18 protein-coding genes, 1 other RNA gene and 1 pseudogene are annotated in these 20,083 nt (G+C 55.1%); 12 read left to right on the forward strand and 8 right to left on the reverse strand.

Annotated elements, in window-relative coordinates:
- Positions 1 to 259: 259 nt before the first annotated feature.
- Both dnaK and grpE read right to left on the reverse strand, forming a co-directional pair.
- Positions 260 to 2,182 carry a molecular chaperone DnaK gene (dnaK, locus tag ODQ19_RS22190; protein ID WP_330211217.1) on the reverse strand — a complete coding sequence of 641 codons (1,923 nt, stop codon included), beginning with the start codon at positions 2,180 to 2,182 and terminating at the stop codon, positions 260 to 262.
- Positions 2,183 to 2,284: 102 nt separating this feature from the next.
- On the reverse strand, positions 2,285 to 2,845 hold the full coding sequence (gene grpE, locus ODQ19_RS22195) for a nucleotide exchange factor GrpE (RefSeq protein WP_003194215.1): 561 nt from the start codon (positions 2,843 to 2,845) through the stop codon (positions 2,285 to 2,287).
- A 254-nt stretch (positions 2,846 to 3,099) separates the two neighbouring features.
- On the opposite strand from grpE, the gene recN reads away from it, so the two are divergent.
- Entirely contained in the window at positions 3,100 to 4,773 is a 1,674-nt protein-coding gene (gene recN / locus ODQ19_RS22200) for a DNA repair protein RecN (RefSeq protein WP_330211218.1), read from the forward strand.
- Between the two features lie 86 nt (positions 4,774 to 4,859).
- Here the strand turns inward: recN and fur are convergent, their stop codons facing one another.
- Positions 4,860 to 5,264 (reverse strand): ferric iron uptake transcriptional regulator, encoded by a 405-nt coding sequence (gene fur, locus ODQ19_RS22205; protein WP_003194220.1) that lies wholly within the window; start codon positions 5,262 to 5,264, stop codon positions 4,860 to 4,862.
- Between the two features lie 98 nt (positions 5,265 to 5,362).
- Between fur and ODQ19_RS22210 the strand changes: the two genes are divergently transcribed.
- Positions 5,363 to 5,890, forward strand: a complete 528-nt coding sequence (locus ODQ19_RS22210; RefSeq protein WP_019817954.1) for an outer membrane protein assembly factor BamE — start codon at positions 5,363 to 5,365, stop codon at positions 5,888 to 5,890.
- A 304-nt stretch (positions 5,891 to 6,194) separates the two neighbouring features.
- Here ODQ19_RS22210 and ODQ19_RS22215 read toward each other — a convergent pair whose 3' ends face one another.
- Positions 6,195 to 6,497 carry an RnfH family protein gene (locus ODQ19_RS22215; RefSeq protein WP_330211219.1) on the reverse strand — a complete coding sequence of 101 codons (303 nt, stop codon included), beginning with the start codon at positions 6,495 to 6,497 and terminating at the stop codon, positions 6,195 to 6,197.
- Positions 6,490 to 6,924 carry a type II toxin-antitoxin system RatA family toxin gene (locus tag ODQ19_RS22220; RefSeq protein WP_330211220.1) on the reverse strand — a complete coding sequence of 145 codons (435 nt, stop codon included), beginning with the start codon at positions 6,922 to 6,924 and terminating at the stop codon, positions 6,490 to 6,492. The genes ODQ19_RS22215 and ODQ19_RS22220 overlap by 8 nt, the downstream gene beginning before the upstream one ends.
- Before the next feature lie 167 nt (positions 6,925 to 7,091).
- Here ODQ19_RS22220 and smpB point away from each other — a divergent pair, with 167 nt between their 5' ends.
- Complete coding sequence (gene smpB, locus ODQ19_RS22225; RefSeq protein WP_003176160.1) at positions 7,092 to 7,574, forward strand: SsrA-binding protein SmpB; 483 nt, start codon at positions 7,092 to 7,094, stop codon at positions 7,572 to 7,574.
- Between the two features lie 27 nt (positions 7,575 to 7,601).
- Here the strand turns inward: smpB and ODQ19_RS22230 are convergent, their stop codons facing one another.
- Positions 7,602 to 8,369: an FCD domain-containing protein gene (locus ODQ19_RS22230; protein ID WP_116668666.1), complete on the reverse strand. Its 768-nt coding sequence runs from the start codon at positions 8,367 to 8,369 to the stop codon at positions 7,602 to 7,604.
- A gap of 251 nt (positions 8,370 to 8,620) precedes the next feature.
- Between ODQ19_RS22230 and ODQ19_RS22235 the strand changes: the two genes are divergently transcribed.
- The 4 genes from ODQ19_RS22235 (at position 8,621) to ssrA (ending at position 14,102) form a co-directional block, all read left to right on the forward strand.
- A complete protein-coding gene (locus ODQ19_RS22235) occupies positions 8,621 to 10,315 on the forward strand; it encodes a lactate permease LctP family transporter (RefSeq protein WP_020301770.1) in 1,695 nt (564 codons plus the stop codon).
- A 70-nt stretch (positions 10,316 to 10,385) separates the two neighbouring features.
- Positions 10,386 to 13,196 (forward strand): FAD-binding and (Fe-S)-binding domain-containing protein, encoded by a 2,811-nt coding sequence (locus tag ODQ19_RS22240; RefSeq protein ID WP_330211221.1) that lies wholly within the window; start codon positions 10,386 to 10,388, stop codon positions 13,194 to 13,196.
- Between the two features lie 136 nt (positions 13,197 to 13,332).
- The gene (locus ODQ19_RS22245; RefSeq protein WP_330211222.1) at positions 13,333 to 13,611 is read left to right on the forward strand and encodes a hypothetical protein; all 279 of its coding nucleotides are present in this window, start codon (positions 13,333 to 13,335) and stop codon (positions 13,609 to 13,611) included.
- 94 nt (positions 13,612 to 13,705) lie between these two features.
- Positions 13,706 to 14,102: a transfer-messenger RNA gene (gene ssrA / locus ODQ19_RS22250) on the forward strand.
- Here ssrA and ODQ19_RS22255 read toward each other — a convergent pair.
- Positions 14,081 to 14,305: a hypothetical protein gene (locus ODQ19_RS22255; protein WP_330211223.1), complete on the reverse strand. Its 225-nt coding sequence runs from the start codon at positions 14,303 to 14,305 to the stop codon at positions 14,081 to 14,083. The two genes, ssrA and ODQ19_RS22255, sit on opposite strands and share 22 nt — an antisense overlap.
- A 268-nt stretch (positions 14,306 to 14,573) precedes the next feature.
- Here ODQ19_RS22255 and ODQ19_RS22260 point away from each other — a divergent pair.
- From ODQ19_RS22260 to ODQ19_RS22275, 4 genes and pseudogenes are all read left to right on the forward strand, one after another.
- A pseudogene (locus tag ODQ19_RS22260) lies at positions 14,574 to 15,553 on the forward strand (integrase domain-containing protein).
- Between the two features lie 580 nt (positions 15,554 to 16,133).
- Positions 16,134 to 16,790 (forward strand): hypothetical protein, encoded by a 657-nt coding sequence (locus tag ODQ19_RS22265; protein WP_330211224.1) that lies wholly within the window; start codon positions 16,134 to 16,136, stop codon positions 16,788 to 16,790.
- The gene (locus ODQ19_RS22270; protein ID WP_005791565.1) at positions 16,787 to 17,278 is read left to right on the forward strand and encodes an ImmA/IrrE family metallo-endopeptidase; all 492 of its coding nucleotides are present in this window, start codon (positions 16,787 to 16,789) and stop codon (positions 17,276 to 17,278) included. Before ODQ19_RS22265 ends, ODQ19_RS22270 begins: the two co-directional genes overlap by 4 nt.
- 5 nt (positions 17,279 to 17,283) lie before the next feature.
- The gene (locus tag ODQ19_RS22275) at positions 17,284 to 18,420 is read left to right on the forward strand and encodes a beta family protein (protein WP_330211225.1); all 1,137 of its coding nucleotides are present in this window, start codon (positions 17,284 to 17,286) and stop codon (positions 18,418 to 18,420) included.
- Between the two features lie 16 nt (positions 18,421 to 18,436).
- On the opposite strand, the gene ODQ19_RS22280 is transcribed toward ODQ19_RS22275, so the two are convergent.
- Complete coding sequence (locus tag ODQ19_RS22280) at positions 18,437 to 19,123, reverse strand: sce7726 family protein (protein WP_330211226.1); 687 nt, start codon at positions 19,121 to 19,123, stop codon at positions 18,437 to 18,439.
- Positions 19,124 to 19,680: 557 nt separating this feature from the next.
- On the opposite strand from ODQ19_RS22280, the gene ODQ19_RS22285 reads away from it, so the two are divergent.
- A complete protein-coding gene (locus tag ODQ19_RS22285) occupies positions 19,681 to 20,064 on the forward strand; it encodes a nucleotide pyrophosphohydrolase (RefSeq protein WP_330211227.1) in 384 nt (127 codons plus the stop codon).
- Positions 20,065 to 20,083: the final 19 nt, after the last annotated feature.

The following is a 20,083-nucleotide window of genomic DNA, read 5'->3' on the forward strand; positions in this document are numbered from 1 at the left end:
TGAGCCCCAATACAGGCCCGGACCCAACTCACGTCAATTCAACGATCCTGGTCATTACTGCTTTCAGCCAGGGAGCCGGCCAAAAACGCGGTGACTGTCATTCGGAAAGCAGGAGCATTCCCGTTCACACCGCCAGCATCCGAGCGTTGTCGCATGCTGTAAAAATTCGCATACCCCAGACACGCCAACGCGGGAGCAAGCTCCCGCGCGGCGACATCCTACCAGTCACCGCTTATGCGCGGTCAACCGGGCGACAAAGTTACTTCTTGTCTTCGGGTTTGACTTCTTCGAACTCGGCATCGACAACATCGTCGTGCTTGGCTTCAGGCTCTGCTTGTTGCGCAGCGCCGTCAGCCGGCTGGCCTTGCTCGGCGTACATTTTCTGAGCAACTGGCGCGGAGACTTTCGACAGCTCCTCAACCTTGGCTTCGATGGCAGCCTTGTCGTCGCCTTTAATGGCGGCCTCCAGGGCAACCACTGCCGCTTCGATTGCGGTTTTCTCTTCGCCCGTCACTTTGTCGCCAGCATCAGCGATCATTTTGCGCGTCGAGTGAACCAGCGCGTCACCCTGGTTACGGGCGCCTGCCAACTCTTCGAACTTCTTGTCCGCTTCAGCATTGGTTTCAGCATCACGGATCATCTGTTGAATTTCTTCATCAGACAGGCCGGAGTTGGCCTTGATGGTGATCTTCTGCTCTTTGCCGGTGGCCTTGTCTTTCGCGCCGACGTGCAGGATGCCGTTAGCGTCGATGTCGAAGGTCACTTCGATTTGCGGCACGCCACGTGGTGCTGGTGGAATCTCAGCCAGGTCGAACTTGCCCAGGGACTTGCTCTGTGCGGCTTGCTTACGCTCGCCCTGCAGCACGTGGATAGTCACGGCGCCCTGGTTGTCATCGGCAGTCGAGAACACCTGGGATTTCTTGGTAGGAATCGTGGTGTTTTTCTCGATCAGCGCAGTCATCACGCCGCCCATGGTTTCGATACCCAGGGTCAGCGGGCTTACGTCCAGCAGCAGCACGTCTTTCACGTCACCGGCCAGTACAGCACCCTGGATGGCAGCACCCATGGCAACGGCTTCGTCCGGGTTCACGTCTTTACGGGCTTCTTTGCCGAAGAACTCGGTGACCAGCTTCTGAACCAGCGGCATACGGGTCTGACCGCCCACCAGGATCACGTCGTTGATAGAGCCAACGTCGATACCGGAGTCTTTCAGCGCGATGCGGCAAGGTTCGATGGTGCGCTGAACCAGGTCTTCAACCAGTGCTTCGAGCTTGGAACGCGAGATCTTCACGTTCAAGTGCTTAGGACCGGTAGCGTCTGCAGTGATGTACGGCAGGTTCACGTCAGTCGACTGAGCGGAAGACAGCTCGATCTTGGCTTTTTCAGCGGCTTCTTTCAGGCGCTGCATGGCCAGCGGGTCACCCTTGAGGTTCATGCCGCTTTCTTTCTTGAATTCGTCAACGAGGTAGTCGATCAGACGAATGTCAAAGTCTTCACCACCCAGGAAGGTGTCACCGTTGGTGGCCAACACTTCGAACTGGTGCTCGCCATCAACTTCTGCGATCTCGATCACGGAGACGTCGAACGTACCGCCACCCAGGTCGTAAACGATCACGGTGTGGTCGCCCTTGGCCTTGTCCATACCGTAAGCCAGCGCGGCTGCGGTTGGTTCGTTGATGATACGTTTTACATCCAGGCCCGCGATGCGGCCGGCGTCTTTGGTGGCCTGGCGCTGGCTGTCGTTGAAGTAGGCAGGGACGGTGATCACCGCTTCAGTCACTGCTTCACCGAGGTAGTCTTCGGCGGTCTTCTTCATCTTTTTCAAGATTTCAGCCGAGATTTGCGGCGGCGACATTTTCTGGCCGTTCACTTCAACCCAGGCGTCACCGTTGTCGGCCTTGGCGATTTTGTAAGGCACCATCTTGATGTCTTTCTGTACGACTTCTTCGTCGAACTTACGACCGATCAGACGCTTTACCGCGTACAGAGTGTTGTGCGGGTTGGTCACCGCCTGACGCTTGGCCGATTGACCGACGAGGATTTCACCGTCGTTGGCGTAAGCGATGATCGACGGAGTGGTACGTGCGCCTTCGGCGTTTTCAATAACTTTTGCAACGCCGTTTTCCAGCACGGAGACGCAGGAGTTGGTGGTCCCCAGGTCGATACCGATAATTTTGCCCATGATTTACTCTCCCGAAACTTGAATTTGGTTGCCGCAGCAGTTTTGGCTAACTGCGGTAGCACTTAAACGCTTGACTTATAAATGGGGGCCTTGCGGCGAATTTCAAGCCTGCTCATCAATAGAAGGTGCAACAGGTGCAGGAGCCTTGCTCACCACCACCATTGCCGGACGCATCAGGCGACCGTTGAGCTGGTAACCCTTCTGGAACACCTTGATCACGCTATTGGGTTCCAGGTCATGGCTTTCCTGCATGGCCATGGCTTGGTGATGTTCAGCATTGAACGGCTCGCCAGCTTGCGGATCGATAGCTTCCAACTGATAACGCTTCAGGGTGTCCTGGAACATCTTCAGGGTCAGCTCGATGCCTTCGCGCATTGGGCGGATGTTTTCATCGTCCGGGTTGGACAACTCAAGACCACGCTCCAGGCTGTCGATGATCGGCAGCAGGTCACCGGCGAATTTTTCCAGCGCGAACTTGTGAGCCTTCTCTACATCCTGCTCGGCACGGCGGCGGACGTTCTGCAGATCGGCGGCAACACGCAACGATTGATCCTGCGCAGCGGCCAATTGCTCTTCGAGCACTTGCACACGAGTCGCCAGTTCATCACCGGCAGCCGAATTGGCGTCTGGAGTTTGCGTATCCTGCGTCTGTTCGTCAGCCATAGATTTCTCCTTTCAAAATCATGCGCGAACTCAACTCGCGCTTCTGCTCCGGTATATGGGGCCACAATTTTCAGGTTCAAGGGCGCAGGCGTTACCAAAAGTCTTTCGATTGACCTAGATCATTTCCTTCATGCTCATTCCACATCGCGCTAAAAAAAATCGCTAATCAAGCAAATCGAGCTAAGCGCCAGGATTGTCAGGCCTGAACAAAACACTGTATAAATAACCAGACCTAAAGCCTGGGAGCGGCCGTCATGCTCGTGCACCTGTCTGTACATAACTACGCCATCGTTGAACATCTGGATCTTGAACTTGATCGCGGGATGAGCGTAATCACAGGCGAAACCGGCGCCGGCAAGTCGATCATGCTCGACGCCCTCGGCCTGACGCTTGGCGACCGCGCCGACAGTGGCGTGGTACGCCCTGGCTCCGACAAGGCTGACATCCTGGCCACCTTCGACCTGGCGGACATCCCCGAAGCCGAAGCATGGCTGGCCGAGCGCGACCTTAATAATGAAGGCCCCTGCATTCTGCGTCGGGTGATCACGGCCGAGGGGCGCTCACGTGGCTATATCAACGGCACGCCTTGCCCACTGGGAGACTTGAAAGCCCTGGGCGAGTTGCTGATCGATATCCACAGTCAGCACGAACACCAATCCCTGCTGAAAACCGATACCCACCGTCGCCTGCTCGATGAGTACGCCGGCGCCACCGATCTTTCCCGGCAAGTTCAACTGGCAGCCCAACGCTGGCGCCAGACACGCCAGGAACTGGAACGCCTTTCCAACTCCGGCGACGAACAACGCGCCCGCCACCAGTTGCTCAGCTATCAACTGGAAGAGCTCGAGAGTCTGGGCCTGGGTGAGACAGAGCTGGAGCAACTTGAGCAGGAACACAAGAACCTGACCAACGCCGAGACCCTGCTGGGCATCTGCCGCCAGGTGGTCGAGCAATGCAGTGAGAGCGACTCCGGCAATGTGCTCAACGCACTGACCGCCAGCCTCAATCGCCTGTCCAGTGTGAATAATGCTTCCGGCTCACTGAGTGAAGCGACCACCCTGCTGACCAGCGCGCAGATCCAGGTTGAAGAGGCCGTGGGCGAACTCAATCGTTTCCTGGACCATTTCGACGCCGACCCAGCTCGCCTGCAGGAAATAGAAGAACGCCTGGACACTATTTATACCCTGGCTCGCAAGCATCGAATCCAGCCGACTGAAGTCGCAACCATGCAGCAGAAACTGCTGGATGAAATCGAAACACTCAACGCGAACGACGAATCCATCGAACGACTGGGCGAGGAACTCGCTTCGTTTGCCCGTCATTATCAGGAAAAGGCCCGGGAGCTGAGCGCTCTGCGCCAGCAGGCAGCTACTAGCCTGGCAAGCGCCGTTGAGCTGGAAATCCAGCGCCTGGGCATGCCAGGCGGGCGCTTCACCATCGAGTTGCATCCCAACGCCAGTCAAGAACTGCAGCCCCATGGGCTGGAGCACATCGAACTGCTGGTGAGTGCCAACCCCGGCCAACCGCTCAAGGCCCTGGCCAAAGTGGCCTCCGGCGGCGAACTCTCGCGCATCAGCCTGGCGATCCAAGTGATTACCGCCCAGACCTCACGCGTACCCACCCTGGTATTCGATGAAGTGGATGTGGGCATTGGCGGGCCGACCGCAGAAATTGTTGGCCAATTGCTGCGTCGCCTGGGGGATCGCGGCCAAGTGCTTACGGTGACCCACTTGCCGCAAGTGGCAGCCCAAGGGCATCAGCACCTGTTTGTACATAAGGTGCGCGGCAGTGACGCGACACACACAGCCGTCTCCAAGCTGAACAAGTCGGAACGGGTGGAAGAAGTGGCGCGGATGCTCGGCGGTATCGACTTGACCAAGGAGTCCTTGGCCCACGCGAAAAAAATGGTGGTGGCCGCGAAGGCTTGAAGCGACACCTTTCCCTCTTATAGAAAGCACGAAGGCGACCCGAGGGTCGCCTTCAATCGTTTCGCAAAGCAAAACTGCGTCGATTTTTACTTTTTCTTACGGATGTACAACACGAGATTGTGGTCGACCAAATCGAACCCATGCTCCTCAGCAATCTTGTGCTGCAGCGCTTCGATTTCAGGGCTGGTGAACTCGATAACCTCATTGGTATCCAGGTCAACCATGTGGTCATGGTGACCACCGTCAGCCAATTCAAACACCGCATGACCGCCGTCGAAATTATGACGAACCACCAGCCCTGCGGCTTCAAACTGGGTCAGTACACGGTAAACCGTGGCCAGGCCGACGTCCTCGTTAGACTCCATCAGCGCCTTGTAAACATCTTCGGCACTCATGTGGCGCTGCTCAGCAGAATCGAGCATTTGTAGAATCTTGACTCGTGGCAGAGTCACTTTGAGACCGGCTTTGCGTAGTTCGCTATTTTCAACCATGGTTAGCTTTCTCGCGGATGCTGCTTCGCAGCTTCTCTTAATACGGGTATGATCGGCGTTTACGTTGTCCCAGCCAAGATAGTGGAAGTCGCCCACCGATGCAAAACACCAAGCTCTTGCTAACCAGTTTCACCTTTGTGGGACTGCTCGCACTCGCCGGTTGTTCATTCCCCGGGGTTTACAAAATCGACATCCAGCAGGGCAATGTCGTCACGCAGGACATGATAGACCAGTTACGCCCGGGAATGACCCGACGGCAAGTACGGTTTATCATGGGTAATCCCCTGCTGACCGACACTTTCCATGCCGATCGCTGGGATTATCTCTACAGCCTGCAGCCTGGTGGTGGTGAACGCCAGCAGGAGCGCGTCAGTGTCATCTTCAATGGCAATGACCAGCTCGTGAGCCTGTCCGGTGACTTCATGCCCGGCGTAAGCCGCGATGAAGCCTTGCTGGGCAAGGACAGCGGCACCAACGTGACCGCACCTGCGCAGGAAGCCGAAAAACCAAAATCCGAGGTACCGGCCAAGCCAGGTTCGTTGCTGGACACCATCCAGAAAGACATCGACAACGTGGAAACCGTGCCCGTCCCGACGCCTGAGCCTCTGGACACCAGCCCGCAATAATTTTGCGCTCGATAAAAAGCCCGGCATGCCGGGCTTTTTGTTGCCTGCCATTTACATAGGCATCTACATAACCTTGGTGCGACGCTGAACCTGTGGGAGCTGGCTTGCCTGCGAAAGCGATCTGACAGTCAACCAGGATCTTGGATCAGATCGAGTACATATCCGTTAACGGGACCGTCCCTTCCACATTTGGATCGCGGGTATCAGGTAGATATGCGCTGGCTATCAGGGCGTCATCGCAGGCAAGCCAGCTCCCACAGTTGGATCGCGGCGTTCCAGATAGCTAGGCTGCCATTTGGCAAGCTCAAGAATTCGTTTGCCTGGCCAATGCCGCCTTGGCCGCGCGCAGCCTGCGCACTTCTTTAGGGTCGACCAGCAAAGGCCGATATATTTCAATACGGTCGCCCGCTTGTACGCGCCGCGCCCCGGCATCCACGACAACCTTGCCAAATATACCCAGCGGGCAATCAGCCAGATCAACATCAGGAAAATGCGCCGCCATTCCCGACGCCCGCACCGCCTCGCGCAAACTAGTGCCTTCAGCCACCTTTACCCCCAGCAACACCTGGCGATCCTCAGCGGCGAACACCACCTCAATCTCAACCATGCAGTTGCTTGGCGCGCTGACAGAACGCGTCCACCAGGGTATTGGCTGCCTGATTGAACAAAGGCCCTAAAGTCGCACGAACAATTGGCCCGGCATAATCAAACGAAAGATCCAGGCTGATCTTGCAGGCCTTGTCCGTCAACGCCTTGAACACCCACACACCGTGCAGTTGGGTGAACGGCCCTTCCTGCAGGTTCATTTCGATGGACCGGCCCGGCACCAGCACATTGCGCGTCACAAAATGCTGGCTGAGGCCGCCCTTGGCCACCCCCACACTGGCAACCATGTGCTCGTCACTGCTCTCCAGAACCTCGGCTGTCGAGCACCAAGGCAGAAACTCCGGGTAACGCGCCACGTCGTTGACCAGGTCATAGAGCGCCTGTGCCGGATAGGGCAACAGGGCCGAACGTTGAATATGCGTCGTCATGTGAGCGTTACTTCCACTGCTTAAGGCAAACATCGCGAAAGAACAGCCCAATCCGCGAGAGAAAAAAACCAAAGAACTGCCCGCATTGTCCGGGATTCGCCCAACTCGCTCAAGCACACAGGTTGACCGTAGCCGACACGCTCGCAACTCCCTATAATGCCGCCCCTATGGCTAAACAAAAGAAACACCCCACAGGGACCATCGCGCAAAATAAAAAAGCGCGACACGATTACTTCATCGAACATCGGTTCGAGGCTGGTCTGGTCCTGGCCGGCTGGGAAGTAAAAAGTCTGCGTGCCAGCAAACTGCAGCTGGTCGACAGCTATGTGCTGCTCAAGGATGGCGAGGCATGGCTGCTTGGCAGTCATATCACCCCGCTGACCACCGCGAGCACCCACGTGATTGCCGACCCGGTGCGTACGCGCAAGTTGTTGCTCAATGCCCGCGAACTCGAAAAGCTCGCCGCAGCCGTGCAGCAAAAAGGCTACGCGTGCATCTGCTTGTCCTGGTACTGGAGCAAGCACCTGGTCAAATGCGAGATCGCATTGGGCAAGGGCAAAAAGGAATACGACAAGCGCGACACCGAACGCGAGCGCGATTCCAATCGCGAGCTGCATCGCGCCGTGCGCAACAAAGGCAAGGAAGAGTAATCCTTGTGACGATGTAGCCCACGCGGGCTACATCCCTTTGCGCCGCTCCGCCCGAGCCACGCGCTGAACCTCCTGACGCACCTCCGCCAACACCTCCTGCACATACAGCAGATGTCGTGTCGAGACTTCGCGCGCCTGCTCGGCCCGCCCCTCGATGATGGCCAGGTACAAGTCCCGATGCTGATTGATCAGCATGTCGCGGGTCTCAGTACGCTGCTGGTACATGCCACCAATATTCGTCACCACGTTACGCTTGAGCAGGTCGAACAGCCCGCGGATGGTGTGCAGCAACACGGCGTTATGACTGGCTTCGGCAATCGCCAAGTGAAACCTTGCATCCGCAGCGCCCTCCTCCACTCGGCTCACCTCGTCGGCTCGCGCATAGCAATCCTGCAACGCCTCAAACGCTGCGGTCAGGCGTTCACGGTCAACCTCAGTGGCGCGTAACGCCGCGTAATAGGCACACGAAGCCTCCAGGGTCTGGCGAAACTCCAGCAGATCGCGCTGCGCTTCGGGGTTGCTTTCCAACAAGTGCAACAGCGGATCGCTGAAGGTCGAACCCAGGGAGTCCACCACATAGTTGCCACCGCCCTGGCGACTGACCAGCAACCCCTTGGCCGCCAGCTTCTGAATCGCCTCACGCAACGATGGGCGCGACACACCAAAGCGCTCAGCCAACGCGCGCTCGGCCGGCAAGCGCTCGCCCGACTTCAGCGTGCCCTCGAGAATCATCCCCTCAAGCTGCTCGACAATATCGTCAGACAAACGGCGCTGACGCACCTGATCAAACCCCATAACTCACTCTCCACCATCCCGACCACTCGCCGGGGCCCCTATTCTGGCCTATCGACGTGCCGGCAGCACCTATCAGAACGCCTTCAATTTCGCCGATCAGAACACCCCGCCTCCCGACCTACGACCAAAGTTTCGCAGGCGGCAAATTGACACACCCCTGCCCAGGCTCTTAATCTAGCCCACAGCGATTGTAAATTGGTATTACCAATTACCCAAGCTCACCAAACAACAACAATCAGGGGCCACCCCATATGCAAACCTGGCAACAGCTTTACAGCCCACTCGGCAGCCTCGGCCTGTCCGCACTGGCCGCCGTCATTCCCATCGTATTCTTCTTCCTGGCGCTGGCCGTGTTCCGCCTCAAAGGCCATGTGGCCGGCAGCATCACCCTGGCCCTGTCGATCCTGGTCGCCATTTTCGCCTTCCAGATGCCGGTAGACATGGCGCTGGCTGCGGCCGGTTATGGTTTTGCCTACGGCCTGTGGCCCATCGCCTGGATCATCGTCGCAGCAGTATTCCTGTACAAATTGACGGTCAAGAGCGGCCAGTTCGAGATCATCCGCAGCTCCGTTTTGTCGATCACCGACGACCAGCGCTTGCAGGTGTTGTTGATCGGTTTTTGCTTTGGCGCCTTCCTGGAAGGTGCGGCCGGTTTCGGCGCGCCCGTCGCGATCACCGCCGCGCTGCTGGTGGGCCTGGGCTTCAACCCGCTGTACGCCGCCGGCCTGTGCCTGATTGCCAATACCGCGCCCGTGGCTTTCGGCGCATTGGGCATTCCGATCATCGTCGCCGGCCAGGTCACCGGTATTGATGCGTTCAAGATTGGCGCCATGACCGGCCGCCAACTGCCGCTGCTGTCGCTGTTCGTGCCGTTCTGGCTGGTGTTCATGATGGACGGCCTGCGCGGCGTTCGCGAAACCTGGCCGGCAGCCTTGGTGGCGGGCTTGAGCTTTGCCGTCACCCAATATTTCACCTCGAACTTCATTGGCCCGGAACTGCCGGACATTACCTCGGCACTCGCCAGCCTGATTGCCCTGACGCTGTTCCTGAAAGTCTGGCAACCCAAGCGCACCGCAGGCGCACAAATTGCCGGCGCCACCTCCAGCGTAGCGGTCACTTCCAGCGCCGGCGGCTTCGGCTTGCCACGCAACACCGTGGTTTCACCCTACAGCCTGGGGCAAATTTTCAAGGCCTGGTCGCCGTTCCTGATCCTCACCGTACTGGTGACCATCTGGACCCTCAAACCCTTCAAGGCCCTGTTCGCCGCGGGCGGTTCGATGTACGGCTGGGTATTCAATTTTGCGATCCCGCACCTGGATCAACTGGTGGTTAAAGTCGCGCCCATCGTGACCAACCCGACCGCCATCCCGGCCGTATTCAAGCTGGACCCGATTTCGGCCACCGGCACTGCGATCTTCTTCTCGGCACTGGTCTCCATGCTGGTGTTGAAAATCGATGTCAAAACTGGTCTTACCACTTTAAAAGAGACCTTCTTTGAGCTGCGCTGGCCGATCCTGTCCATCGGCATGGTCCTCGCATTCGCCTTCGTCACCAACTACTCCGGCATGTCCTCGACCATGGCCCTGGTTCTGGCCGGCACCGGTGCTGCCTTCCCTTTCTTCTCGCCATTCCTTGGCTGGCTGGGAGTTTTCCTGACAGGCTCCGATACCTCATCCAACGCCCTGTTCAGCTCACTGCAAGCCACTACCGCTCACCAGATCGGCGTCAACGACACCCTGCTGGTAGCCGCGAACACCAGCGGTGGCGTGACCGGCAAAATGATCTCGCCGCAATCAATCGCCGTGGCCTGCGCCGCCACCGGCCTGGTGGGCAAGGAATCCGACCTGTTCCGCTTTACCCTCAAGCACAGCCTGTTTTTTGCCACCATCGTCGGGCTGATCACCTTGGCGCAGGCGTACTGGTTCACCGGTATGCTGGTGCACTGAGACCTGCACGTAATAGGGTAAGAATCGACGCCGGGGCATCCTTCCGGCGTCTGCTATTTCTGGAGGACCGATGAGCCTGCCTGCTGCTTTCCTGAGCGACGTCGCACAACTGATCCCGCAAGATCGTCGCTTCGACGATCCACTTTCCACGCTCGCCTTCGGCACCGACGCCAGCTTCTACCGACTGATCCCACAGCTGGTGATCCGCGTGGAGTCAGAAGACGAAGTGGTAACACTGCTGCAACTGGCCCAGCGCGACCGCGTGCCGGTGACCTTCCGTGCCGCAGGCACCAGCCTTTCGGGCCAGGCCATCAGCGACTCGGTACTGATCGTGCTGGGTGATAACTGGAACCACCGCGAAATTCGCGGGCAAGGCACCCAGATCCGCCTGCAACCGGGTGTGATCGGCGCCCAGGCCAACGCCTGGCTCGCACCGTTCGGGCGCAAGATCGGGCCGGACCCGGCATCCATCAATGCTTGCAAGATCGGCGGTATCGTCGCCAACAATGCCAGTGGCATGTGCTGCGGCACGGCGCAAAACACCTACCACACCCTGGCGGGCATCCGCTTGGTGCTGGCCGATGGCAGCCGCCTGGACACCGAAGATGCCGCCAGCGTGCAAGCCTTCCGCCAGTCACATGGCGCACTGCTTGAACGCCTGGCCCTGTTGGGTCGCGAAACACGGGCAAATACTGAGCTGGCGGCAAGGATCCGCCATAAATACCGACTGAAAAACACAACCGGCCTGTCACTCAATGCCTTGGTGGATTTCGATGACCCGCTGGATATCCTCAGCCACCTGCTGGTCGGCTCCGAGGGCACCCTGGGGTTTATCAGTGCGGTCACCTACGACACCGTGATTGATCACCCCAACAAAGCCTCGGCGCTGATCGTCTTCCCGGATGTCGAAACCTGCTGCAACGCAGTCACCGTGCTGAAAACCCAGCCAGTCTCCGCCGTTGAACTGCTGGACCGACGCAGCATGCGCTCGGTACAGGACAAACCGGGCATGCCTGCTTTCGTACAGCACTTATCGGAAAACGCCTGCGCACTATTGATCGAGTCCCGCGCCGCTTCGCCATCGCTGCTGCACGAACAACTGACGCGAATCATGGCGTCCCTGGCGACGTTTCCCGTGGAGAAACAAGTCGACTTCACCGAAGACCCACTGGAAAACGCACGCCTGTGGGCCATCCGCAAGGACACCTTTCCGGCCGTAGGCGCCGTGCGCAAAACCGGCACCACCGTGATCATCGAAGACGTGACCTTCCCGGTAGAACAGCTGGCGATTGGCGTGAACCGCTTGATCGCACTGTTCGACAAACATCACTACGACGAAGCCATCCTTTTCGGACATGCTCTGGAAGGCAATCTGCACTTTGTGTTCACTCAAGGCTTCAACAGCAGCGAAGAAGTCGCACGCTATCAAGCGTTCATGGACGACGTCGCGCAACTGGTGGCCGTGGAGTTCGGTGGCTCGCTGAAGGCCGAACACGGCACCGGCCGCAATATGGCCCCTTTCGTCGAACTGGAATGGGGCAGCGACGCTTATCAACTGATGTGGCAACTCAAGCGCCTGCTCGACCCCAACGGCATCCTCAATCCGGACGTGGTACTCAGCGAAGACCCGCAGATCCACCTCAAGCACCTCAAGCCGTTGCCCGCCGCCGATGAGCTTGTGGATAAGTGCATCGAGTGTGGGTTCTGCGAGCCGGTGTGCCCGTCAAAAGGCCTGACCCTGAGCCCGCGCCAGCGCATCGTGATCTGGCGCGACATCCAGGCCAAAAAACGCGCGGGCGTGGACACCACCGAACAGGAAGCGGCCTACCACTACCAGGGCATCGACACCTGCGCCGCTACCGGCTTATGCGCGCAACGCTGCCCTGTAGGCATCAATACCGGCGACTTGGTGAAAAAGCTGCGCAGCCGCGAGGCCGACCGTACGAAAACCGCCGACTGGCTCGCCAGCCATTTCGCCATCGCGCTGCAAGGTGCGCGCTTTACCCTGCACGTCGCCAACGGTGCGCGCATGCTGCTGGGCGCTCCACGGCTGACCAAGCTCTCGAGCACGCTGACCAAGCTGTCCAAAGGGCAAATTCCGCAGTGGACCAACGCCATGCCACAGCCCGAAAAAGTCATCCGCTTCAGCCCCGCGGTGACGGACGCGCGCCCGCGTGTAGTTTACCTGGCCGCCTGCGTCTCTCGCGCCATGGGCCCGGCAGCCGGCGATAAAGAGCAAATGTCGCTGTACGACAAAACCCGCCAGTTGCTGGAAAAAGCCGGTTACCAAGTGGTCTTCCCCGACAACCAGGACAGCCTCTGCTGCGGCCAACCCTTCGCATCCAAAGGCTACGCCGAGCAGGCCGAACACAAGCGCCAGGAACTGATCGGCGCCCTACTCCACGCCAGCCGTGGCGGCCTCGACCCGATCTACTGCGACACCAGCCCCTGCACCCTGCGCCTGGTGCAAGAGTTGGGAGAAACGCGCCTGGACCTCTACGACCCAGTGCGCTTTATCCGCACCCACCTGATGGACCGCCTCGACTTCACGCCCCAGGAAGCGCCCATCGCCGTGCACGTCACCTGCAGCACCCAACACCTGGGCGAGAGCCAGGCCATGATCGAACTGGCACGACGCTGCGCAAAAACCGTGGTGATCCCAGAAGGCATTCATTGCTGCGGCTTTGCCGGCGACAAAGGCTTCACCACGCCAGAGCTCAACGCCCACTCCCTGCGCTCACTCAAGGACGCCGTGCAATATTGCAGCGAAGGCATCTCCACCAGCCGCACCTGCGAGATCGGCCTGAGCCAGCATGGCGGCATCGACTACCACGGCCTGGTCTACTTGGTAGACCGAGTCACCAGCGCCCGCGCCCACTGACCCGGCAAAAAAACCGAACCCTGACGCACCGCCGCAGTCATCTGCATAGGCCTCGACAAACGAGGCCCATCAGTGATGTCGCTGGCAGCGGTTGCACGCCAGCAGCGTCGAGCCCTTTTGCGCAAGGAGACACCCTATGAAGCGTTCCGCTCTTGCTGGCTTGTTCATAACCGCTGCGATGCTCGCCTCCCCTGCTTTCGCTGCCGGTGACAAAGACCTGTGCCAGATCAACCTGGACAAAATCAACAACGGCAAAGCCCTGCTCGCCACCGACACCAGCGGTAAAAGTGGCGAAATAGACACCGCCGTCTCCCAGGCTAAGGCCGCCCACGCCGCCGGTGATGACAAGAAGTGCATCGAAATCACCTCCAAGGCCCTGCAAGACCTGCAGAACAGCGAGAAAGGCGGCCAGTAAGCGAGAGGGCCAACCTTCGGGTTGGCCTTCGCTGAGCTTTTGGCGTACACTGCACAGGCTTGTCACTCACTAAGAAACAACGAGTTACAAGCACGGGGCCGTTTAGGATTCGACGCCGGTCGCGAAACTTTAGGTGCATGCCGAGTTGGTAACAGAACTCGTAAATCCACTGTTGCAACTTCTTATAGTTGCCAATGACGAAAACTACGGCCAGGAATTCGCTCTCGCTGCGTAAGCAGCCTTAGCCCTGAGCTTCTGGTACCTTCGGGTCCAGCAATCACCAGGGGATGTCTGTAAACCCAAAGTGATTGTCATATAGAACAGAATCGCCGTGCAGTACGTTGTGGACGAAGCGGCTAAAACTTACACAACTCGCCCAAAGCACCCTGCCCTTCGGGTCGCTGAGGGTTAACTTAATAGAAACGGCTACGCATGTAGTACCGACAGCGGAGTACTGGCGGACGGGGGTTCAAATCCCCCCGGCTCCACCAATTGAATGAGAAAAGACGTCTTTGGACGTCTTTTTTTGTGTCTGGAATTCAGTGAAAAATAAGTCCGTCCCCTTTTCCAAGGCTTTGCGGCATTCCCCCTCATGACAATCTGCGTGACAAACGCCGATATCGCCAGCAACAGCCATGTAGGTGATGGTGCCGCAGACCACGGAATGGACTGCACCTGACTGACAGTCAGGCATGCCCCGGTCATCGCATTGCTGCTTGCACCTGGCTCAGGATCTCGCGGCACTGGTCTCGTCAGCCAATGCAGCCTCCACCCGCCCACCGGTAACGGTGTTCAGGAGGCCAGATCATGAGATGCCCTTGCTCCCGGACGTAAGAAGCCGCCAGTCCCGCGTAGAGGACATTCCCCACAGGTCGCAGGGGCCTTGATCCCTGACAACACTCAGCATTCTTGGCGGGATGACGTGGGGCGAGGATCGGAGAACGGAAGATGAGGTGACCGATATGGCATTGGTGGGCAGACGCAATGGCCGCAATTTCGGCTACGGCAGGCAATTGAGTTACGCAGGGCCCTAGGCATTGAAAGACATGTTCGGCGGCGGCCATTACGGCACGGTGAAGGCACACTGTGACCGGTGGCAGGCATTCGTGAAGTGGTGCCGCTCAGAACAGGGGCCTGGTATCAATGATGCCAGGCAGATGGATGGGAAGGTGTTGGCCGATTATGCGGCGTATCTGCGCGACGTGGTTAGGCGCGGTGAGCTTGCTGTTAGCACCGCACAAAACCGGCTATCCAGCGTTAACAGGACCATGGCAGCGCTTCGCGGTGATCAGTGCGTGAATTGCCCAGTCCGAGCAAGGCGTTGGGTATGCAGCGCAGCCTAGTTCGCCAATCGGTGCCGCAGGGGCAAGATCGCGAGCAGGTGAAGCAGATCATTGATGCGCTTTGTAGTAGTGGCCAGTTTCGGGCGGCAGCTATAGTTCTGTTGGCGCGGACTACGGGCATGAGATTGCATGAGGCGATTTTGGCTGATCTGCCAAGGTTATGCCGTGAGGCGAGCAAGCTCGGCAGGATCAATATTCAGGACAGCACCAAGGGCGGCCGGGCTGGGGGGGCGGCGCCACGTTGGATTGGAGTGGATGAGCAGGTCCTGGATGCATTGGCGTTCGCAACGCAAGCATCGCCGGCAGATAGTTGCAACATGATTGCGCCGAAACAAAACTATAAGAGTGTCCTGCAAAAAACTGCGCGACCCGCTCGGAAGAGCTTGCACGCTCATCGCATCAAAGGGTTCCATGAACTGCGTGCGGCGTACGCGTGTGAACGCTACAAGCAAATCACTCGAAATATGGCACCAATTAACGGTGGAACTTTTCATCGGCCAGCTCGTTATTCAGACGCTAAAGCCAGAATACAAATCGCCCATGAGCTGGGACATGGTCGAATTAATATTATCTCTGCGTATATCGGGGGCCAGGGATGAGTAAATCATTCAATATGGAGCTTTTCATAGCTGGCGTGTTGAGTGGATCGTATGCAACGCGGCAACGCCATGTACGTCAGGCTAAGTTTATTCAATTCGCCATCGAAGATCGGTGGGGGCGGGATACCCCCTGGAAATGGCAGAGGAAGTATTTGTCCTGGTTTCTACGCCATCGCCTCAATCACCATAGTCATGCAACTCGCTATTACTACCGCCTGACGGTTCAGCTCTTAACCGTGAGGTTGGGCAAAGGCTAGGTTTTCGAGGACTGAACCGCGTCTTTTTCCGTTGACACGTCGACCACTGACACTGGCTGCGATCATTTTACACGGATAACGGTGATCCAGCACTATGGGCAGCGCTTTACGTTTTGTGGACGCCCTAGCTCTCACGCGAGAATGCGAGCTTGCAGATAGGCTGCTTGCACAAGCACTCGCGGTTTAGGCATTGAAAATCCTCACCTGATGATGGCACACTGACAGAGCACTATGGACTCGCTATCAGCTGTACCGATTCGGCTAAATAGCGATGTATTTCCATAATTTCTTAAAGCTAGCGGCTGTGAGATTTGGATTAGGACATGACAATAGGGAAATTTTCAAAAAAATACATCCCCAACACCCGAAGATACGCTCCAAGATCGATTCTATTAGCTGCCGCTCTCATATTACTCACCATATTTGTTTTTGTTCGTCCAGCCAGTGCTTCAACCCCTGAAACCTCAAGCAAATACGTAGTTAAAAAAATATCAAGCACGACAACAGCTAGCGATTCAGAAACAGGAATGATAGTACGAACTGCAGTCGCAGAAAATGCGTTAATGACGACAAAAGAAATTAGCAAGTTGGCTGTAAAAATCAGCACTCAACAAGAAGAAATAAAAGCGCTTCGCAAACAGATAGAAGATTTCGAAAAGCCTAGCGATATTAACACTATAACCATTGTGCTCACATGCGTATCTGTATTAATAACCATACTTGGAGTGGTATTCGCGATACTATCTATTTTTGGATATACAAATATACGCGAAGAAGCTGCCAGAAGCGCAAAGACAGCTGCAAAAGACACTGTCGAGAAAATAACAAAAGAAGAGCTGCCCGCTGAAACAGAAAAAAACATCATAGCGCTGATGGAAAATAAGCGCTTTGATAAAATCATTCAAGATGCCGTTGAAAATGTTATATATAGGGGCATTTCCATTGCAGATGAAGCCTCAGAAAATGGAGACACCAATTGAAATATTCTTTTGAATGGAACTCTCTGAACGATTTTCAACGTCAGATCATTCTCCAGCACCAAGCCTCCTTCCCTGTGGCAGTAGGTGCAATTGCGAAAGACTTCGGAATAACTGTAATGAAGTCAACAATGCCCGGCTCAATTTCGGGTGAGATAAGAGAGGCAGAAGGGAAAGTAACAATAAAAGTCAATAGGCATGATGTGAAGGAGCGCCAGCGTTTCACAATCGCTCATGAAATTGCTCACTTTTTATTGCATCGTGACCGATTAGCTAACGGAATTACCGACGACGTCCTTTATCGTTCGGGATTAACAGATGATCTGGAAAGACAAGCTAATCGATTAGCTGCAGACATAATAATGCCGTACAACCTCATACAAATCGCACTAGCGAATTTAAGCTCCTTAAAAGCAGAAGAGAAACTCAAAAACATATCAGAGCTTGCGCAAGTCTCCTTGGCAGCGGTTAGAATCAGGCTTGGGAAGTAACTGTCATGCATAAAAACTTTGCCGATCGGAAATATATCCCTTTACTGGCCATTAGCATTGCGGAAATAACTGCGATGGAACAGCTTCCAGATAAAGACAGAGATATGATACTTCCACTTTTCCCCCTTAAAGGATGGGCAAGCGCCCACAAACTTTCGAGCTCTATCAAAAAAATCAGGGAAGCTACTGGCTCCAGGCCTTGGATTGCTGACATCGACACCAAATTTCTTTCTTCCAATAAAACCTTCTTATTTACTGGCTCTTTTCCTGAACGTCCGGTTTTCCATGAGCTACAGAAGCTTCTCGATCCTCACGACGCTTTTAATAATTGGTATGAATTCATTAAAGGCCATGAAGAAGCTATTCCCTGTCTCCGACTCGAAAACTTAGAAAATCTAGAGGAGCTACGCGAGCAGGCAATCAAGTTATGTGCATTAGCCCGCGGACTGGTCATTAGAATAAATCCAACGTCCGAAAACTACGAAAGGCAAGAGCTAATACTTAGAGCACTGGGCGCAGAAGTTCTAGAAAAAACTCTTATGATATATGACCTGGGACAAATAGATGCAAAATTTGGCGAAAGAATCAATACGTTAGTCTCGTTCATAACTTCAGCTCGGGCTCATGCCAGCAGCCTAGAAATAGCTGTAAGCGCATCATCTTTTCCTTATGGTTTTGCGGGGCAAAAACAAGGAGAAAACTCAATATATGAACGAATGCTTTATAACCAAATATCCGAGCGCGCCGACTTAAAGCCAATTATATATTCGGACAGAGGAAGCACTAGAGCCGACAAACAAGATGGTGGTGCAGGAACCCCACCTCCAAGAATTGATTACCCGTTAAAAAAGGACTGGAAATTTGTTCGGCGAGAGGTAGATGATGACGCACCGAATGCCCAAGAGAGACGTCGCGCAGCTTATATAGAGATAGCCAAGGAAATAACCACCAATACTTACTGGATTCCTGAGCTCAGACTATGGGGAACTCAACAGATCGAAATAACTGCGGAAGGAAGTGAATTTGGAATAAGTAGCCCAATGCGTTCAACTGCTGTCAGAATAAACATCCACCTATTCAACCAACTTCACTACGATACTGAAACTTCAGAGATTGATACTGACGAAGAATGGACAGATTGAGATCCTAAGTCCCCAACTAGACAATTACTTTGTAAGGACTTAACAGGTCTACGTCTGACGGGGACACTCTTCCTTCCAAGAAGGTTTTCTTCATAAAACGCTCGGACGCCATCATAAACCTCTTATGTAGCCCGTCTGCTAAAACAGACTTGATTTCCGACTTCGACAGCCGTGAAATATGCCCCCTAACAGTAACTTTCAGGTCGTAGATCCCTAATTCATCTGGTACGACACCAACCTTCTTAGCTAATATTGAAAGTTCACGCCGCGTCATGAGATCAAGATAGTTTTCTTTACAGGCTCCTTTTATTGTCTTTCCCTTTCTTACCACCCTCAAACTATCCTTCGAAACCTCCCACACCCCTACGCTTTTATCCACCAACAGCTCCTCCACTTTCTTTACAAACTTCGGAGCGACCGCAACGACAACCTTGTCAAAATATTTACAGTACTCATCAACCTGACCAATCAAACGAGCCAAAGTATCCTTTTCGCTTTTGATTTCTACTGCAATCATTTTCCCTTTGCATACATATCCAAGATCTAGTCGTCTAACCTTTTTCGCCAGACCCATCTCACTAAAAACCAGCCCATCCCTGGTTAAACTTCCGCTAGAAATCAAATGACTAAGTACCAGCGATTTTATTTCCTTCTCCCCCACCAATACCCCCAAAAAAAACAGCAAAGTCTCTACATTAAACAATTTTAAAACCGCAAAATATTTTATATCACACCTAAGAAAATCTCAAGCATTTAAATCCCCCCCCAAAAACCACAACCAACTGAATGAAAAAACTTAAAACCCGCTTTATGAAGTCCATATAGCACTATAGAAAAGGTATACATAAAATAGAAAAATCAAAATTTACGACAGACAAGATTTTACGAAATCACTCATCTACCCAAGGACACGCATACATTTTAAAAACATGAGAACCACCCCAGCAAGTTAGCAAACGAAGCCCCATACGCTAAAAGTCAAATTGATGGCCCGCCCTCACAATCACCGGCTAAAGACCATGAAAAGCACAAGTAATTCTAGTTTTTCATACCAATAACTAACATCCCTTATCTGCGATAACGCGCCCGCGTGCATGAGCCCAGAATATAAGCTGATAAAAAACTTAGTGCAGACCAGAAATTCGATCAGCAAATGGTATTTTGTAAAACGAAGCCCGCTCAGCCATGAAAAGTCTTACAATCCAAGGTGCGAATTCCTAGGGACCATGTGTCCTTCACTGATAACCAAGAGATAACCCCGTGAGTAACCCAGATTGCCCAGTCGCGCCGCTGGTCGACACAACGCAGCTAGCCGCCGCCCTTCAACGTTTCACAGATGATCGCGACTGGCAGCAATTCCACTCCCCCAAGAATCTCATCCTAGCCCTCACGGGAGAGGTAGGTGAGTTGTGCGAGATTTTCCAATGGATGAGCGATGCCGACTCAATCTCGGCCGCAACAGATCCCGAAATCGGCCAAGCCGTAAAGGATGAACTGGCGGACGTACTGATGTATCTGGTTCGCCTGAGCAGCGTGCTCGGCATCGACCTCAACGAAGCGGTGACACGGAAACTCGCCTCGAACGGCCAGAAGTACCCCGTGGATAAAGCCAAAAGCAGCAGCAAAAAATACGACCGACTCTGATCAACCCGAATCTAAGGAC

The sequence above is a fragment of the Pseudomonas sp. AM4(2022) genome, assembly GCF_036346515.1.
GTDB lineage: Bacteria > Pseudomonadota > Gammaproteobacteria > Pseudomonadales > Pseudomonadaceae > Aquipseudomonas > Aquipseudomonas paracarnis.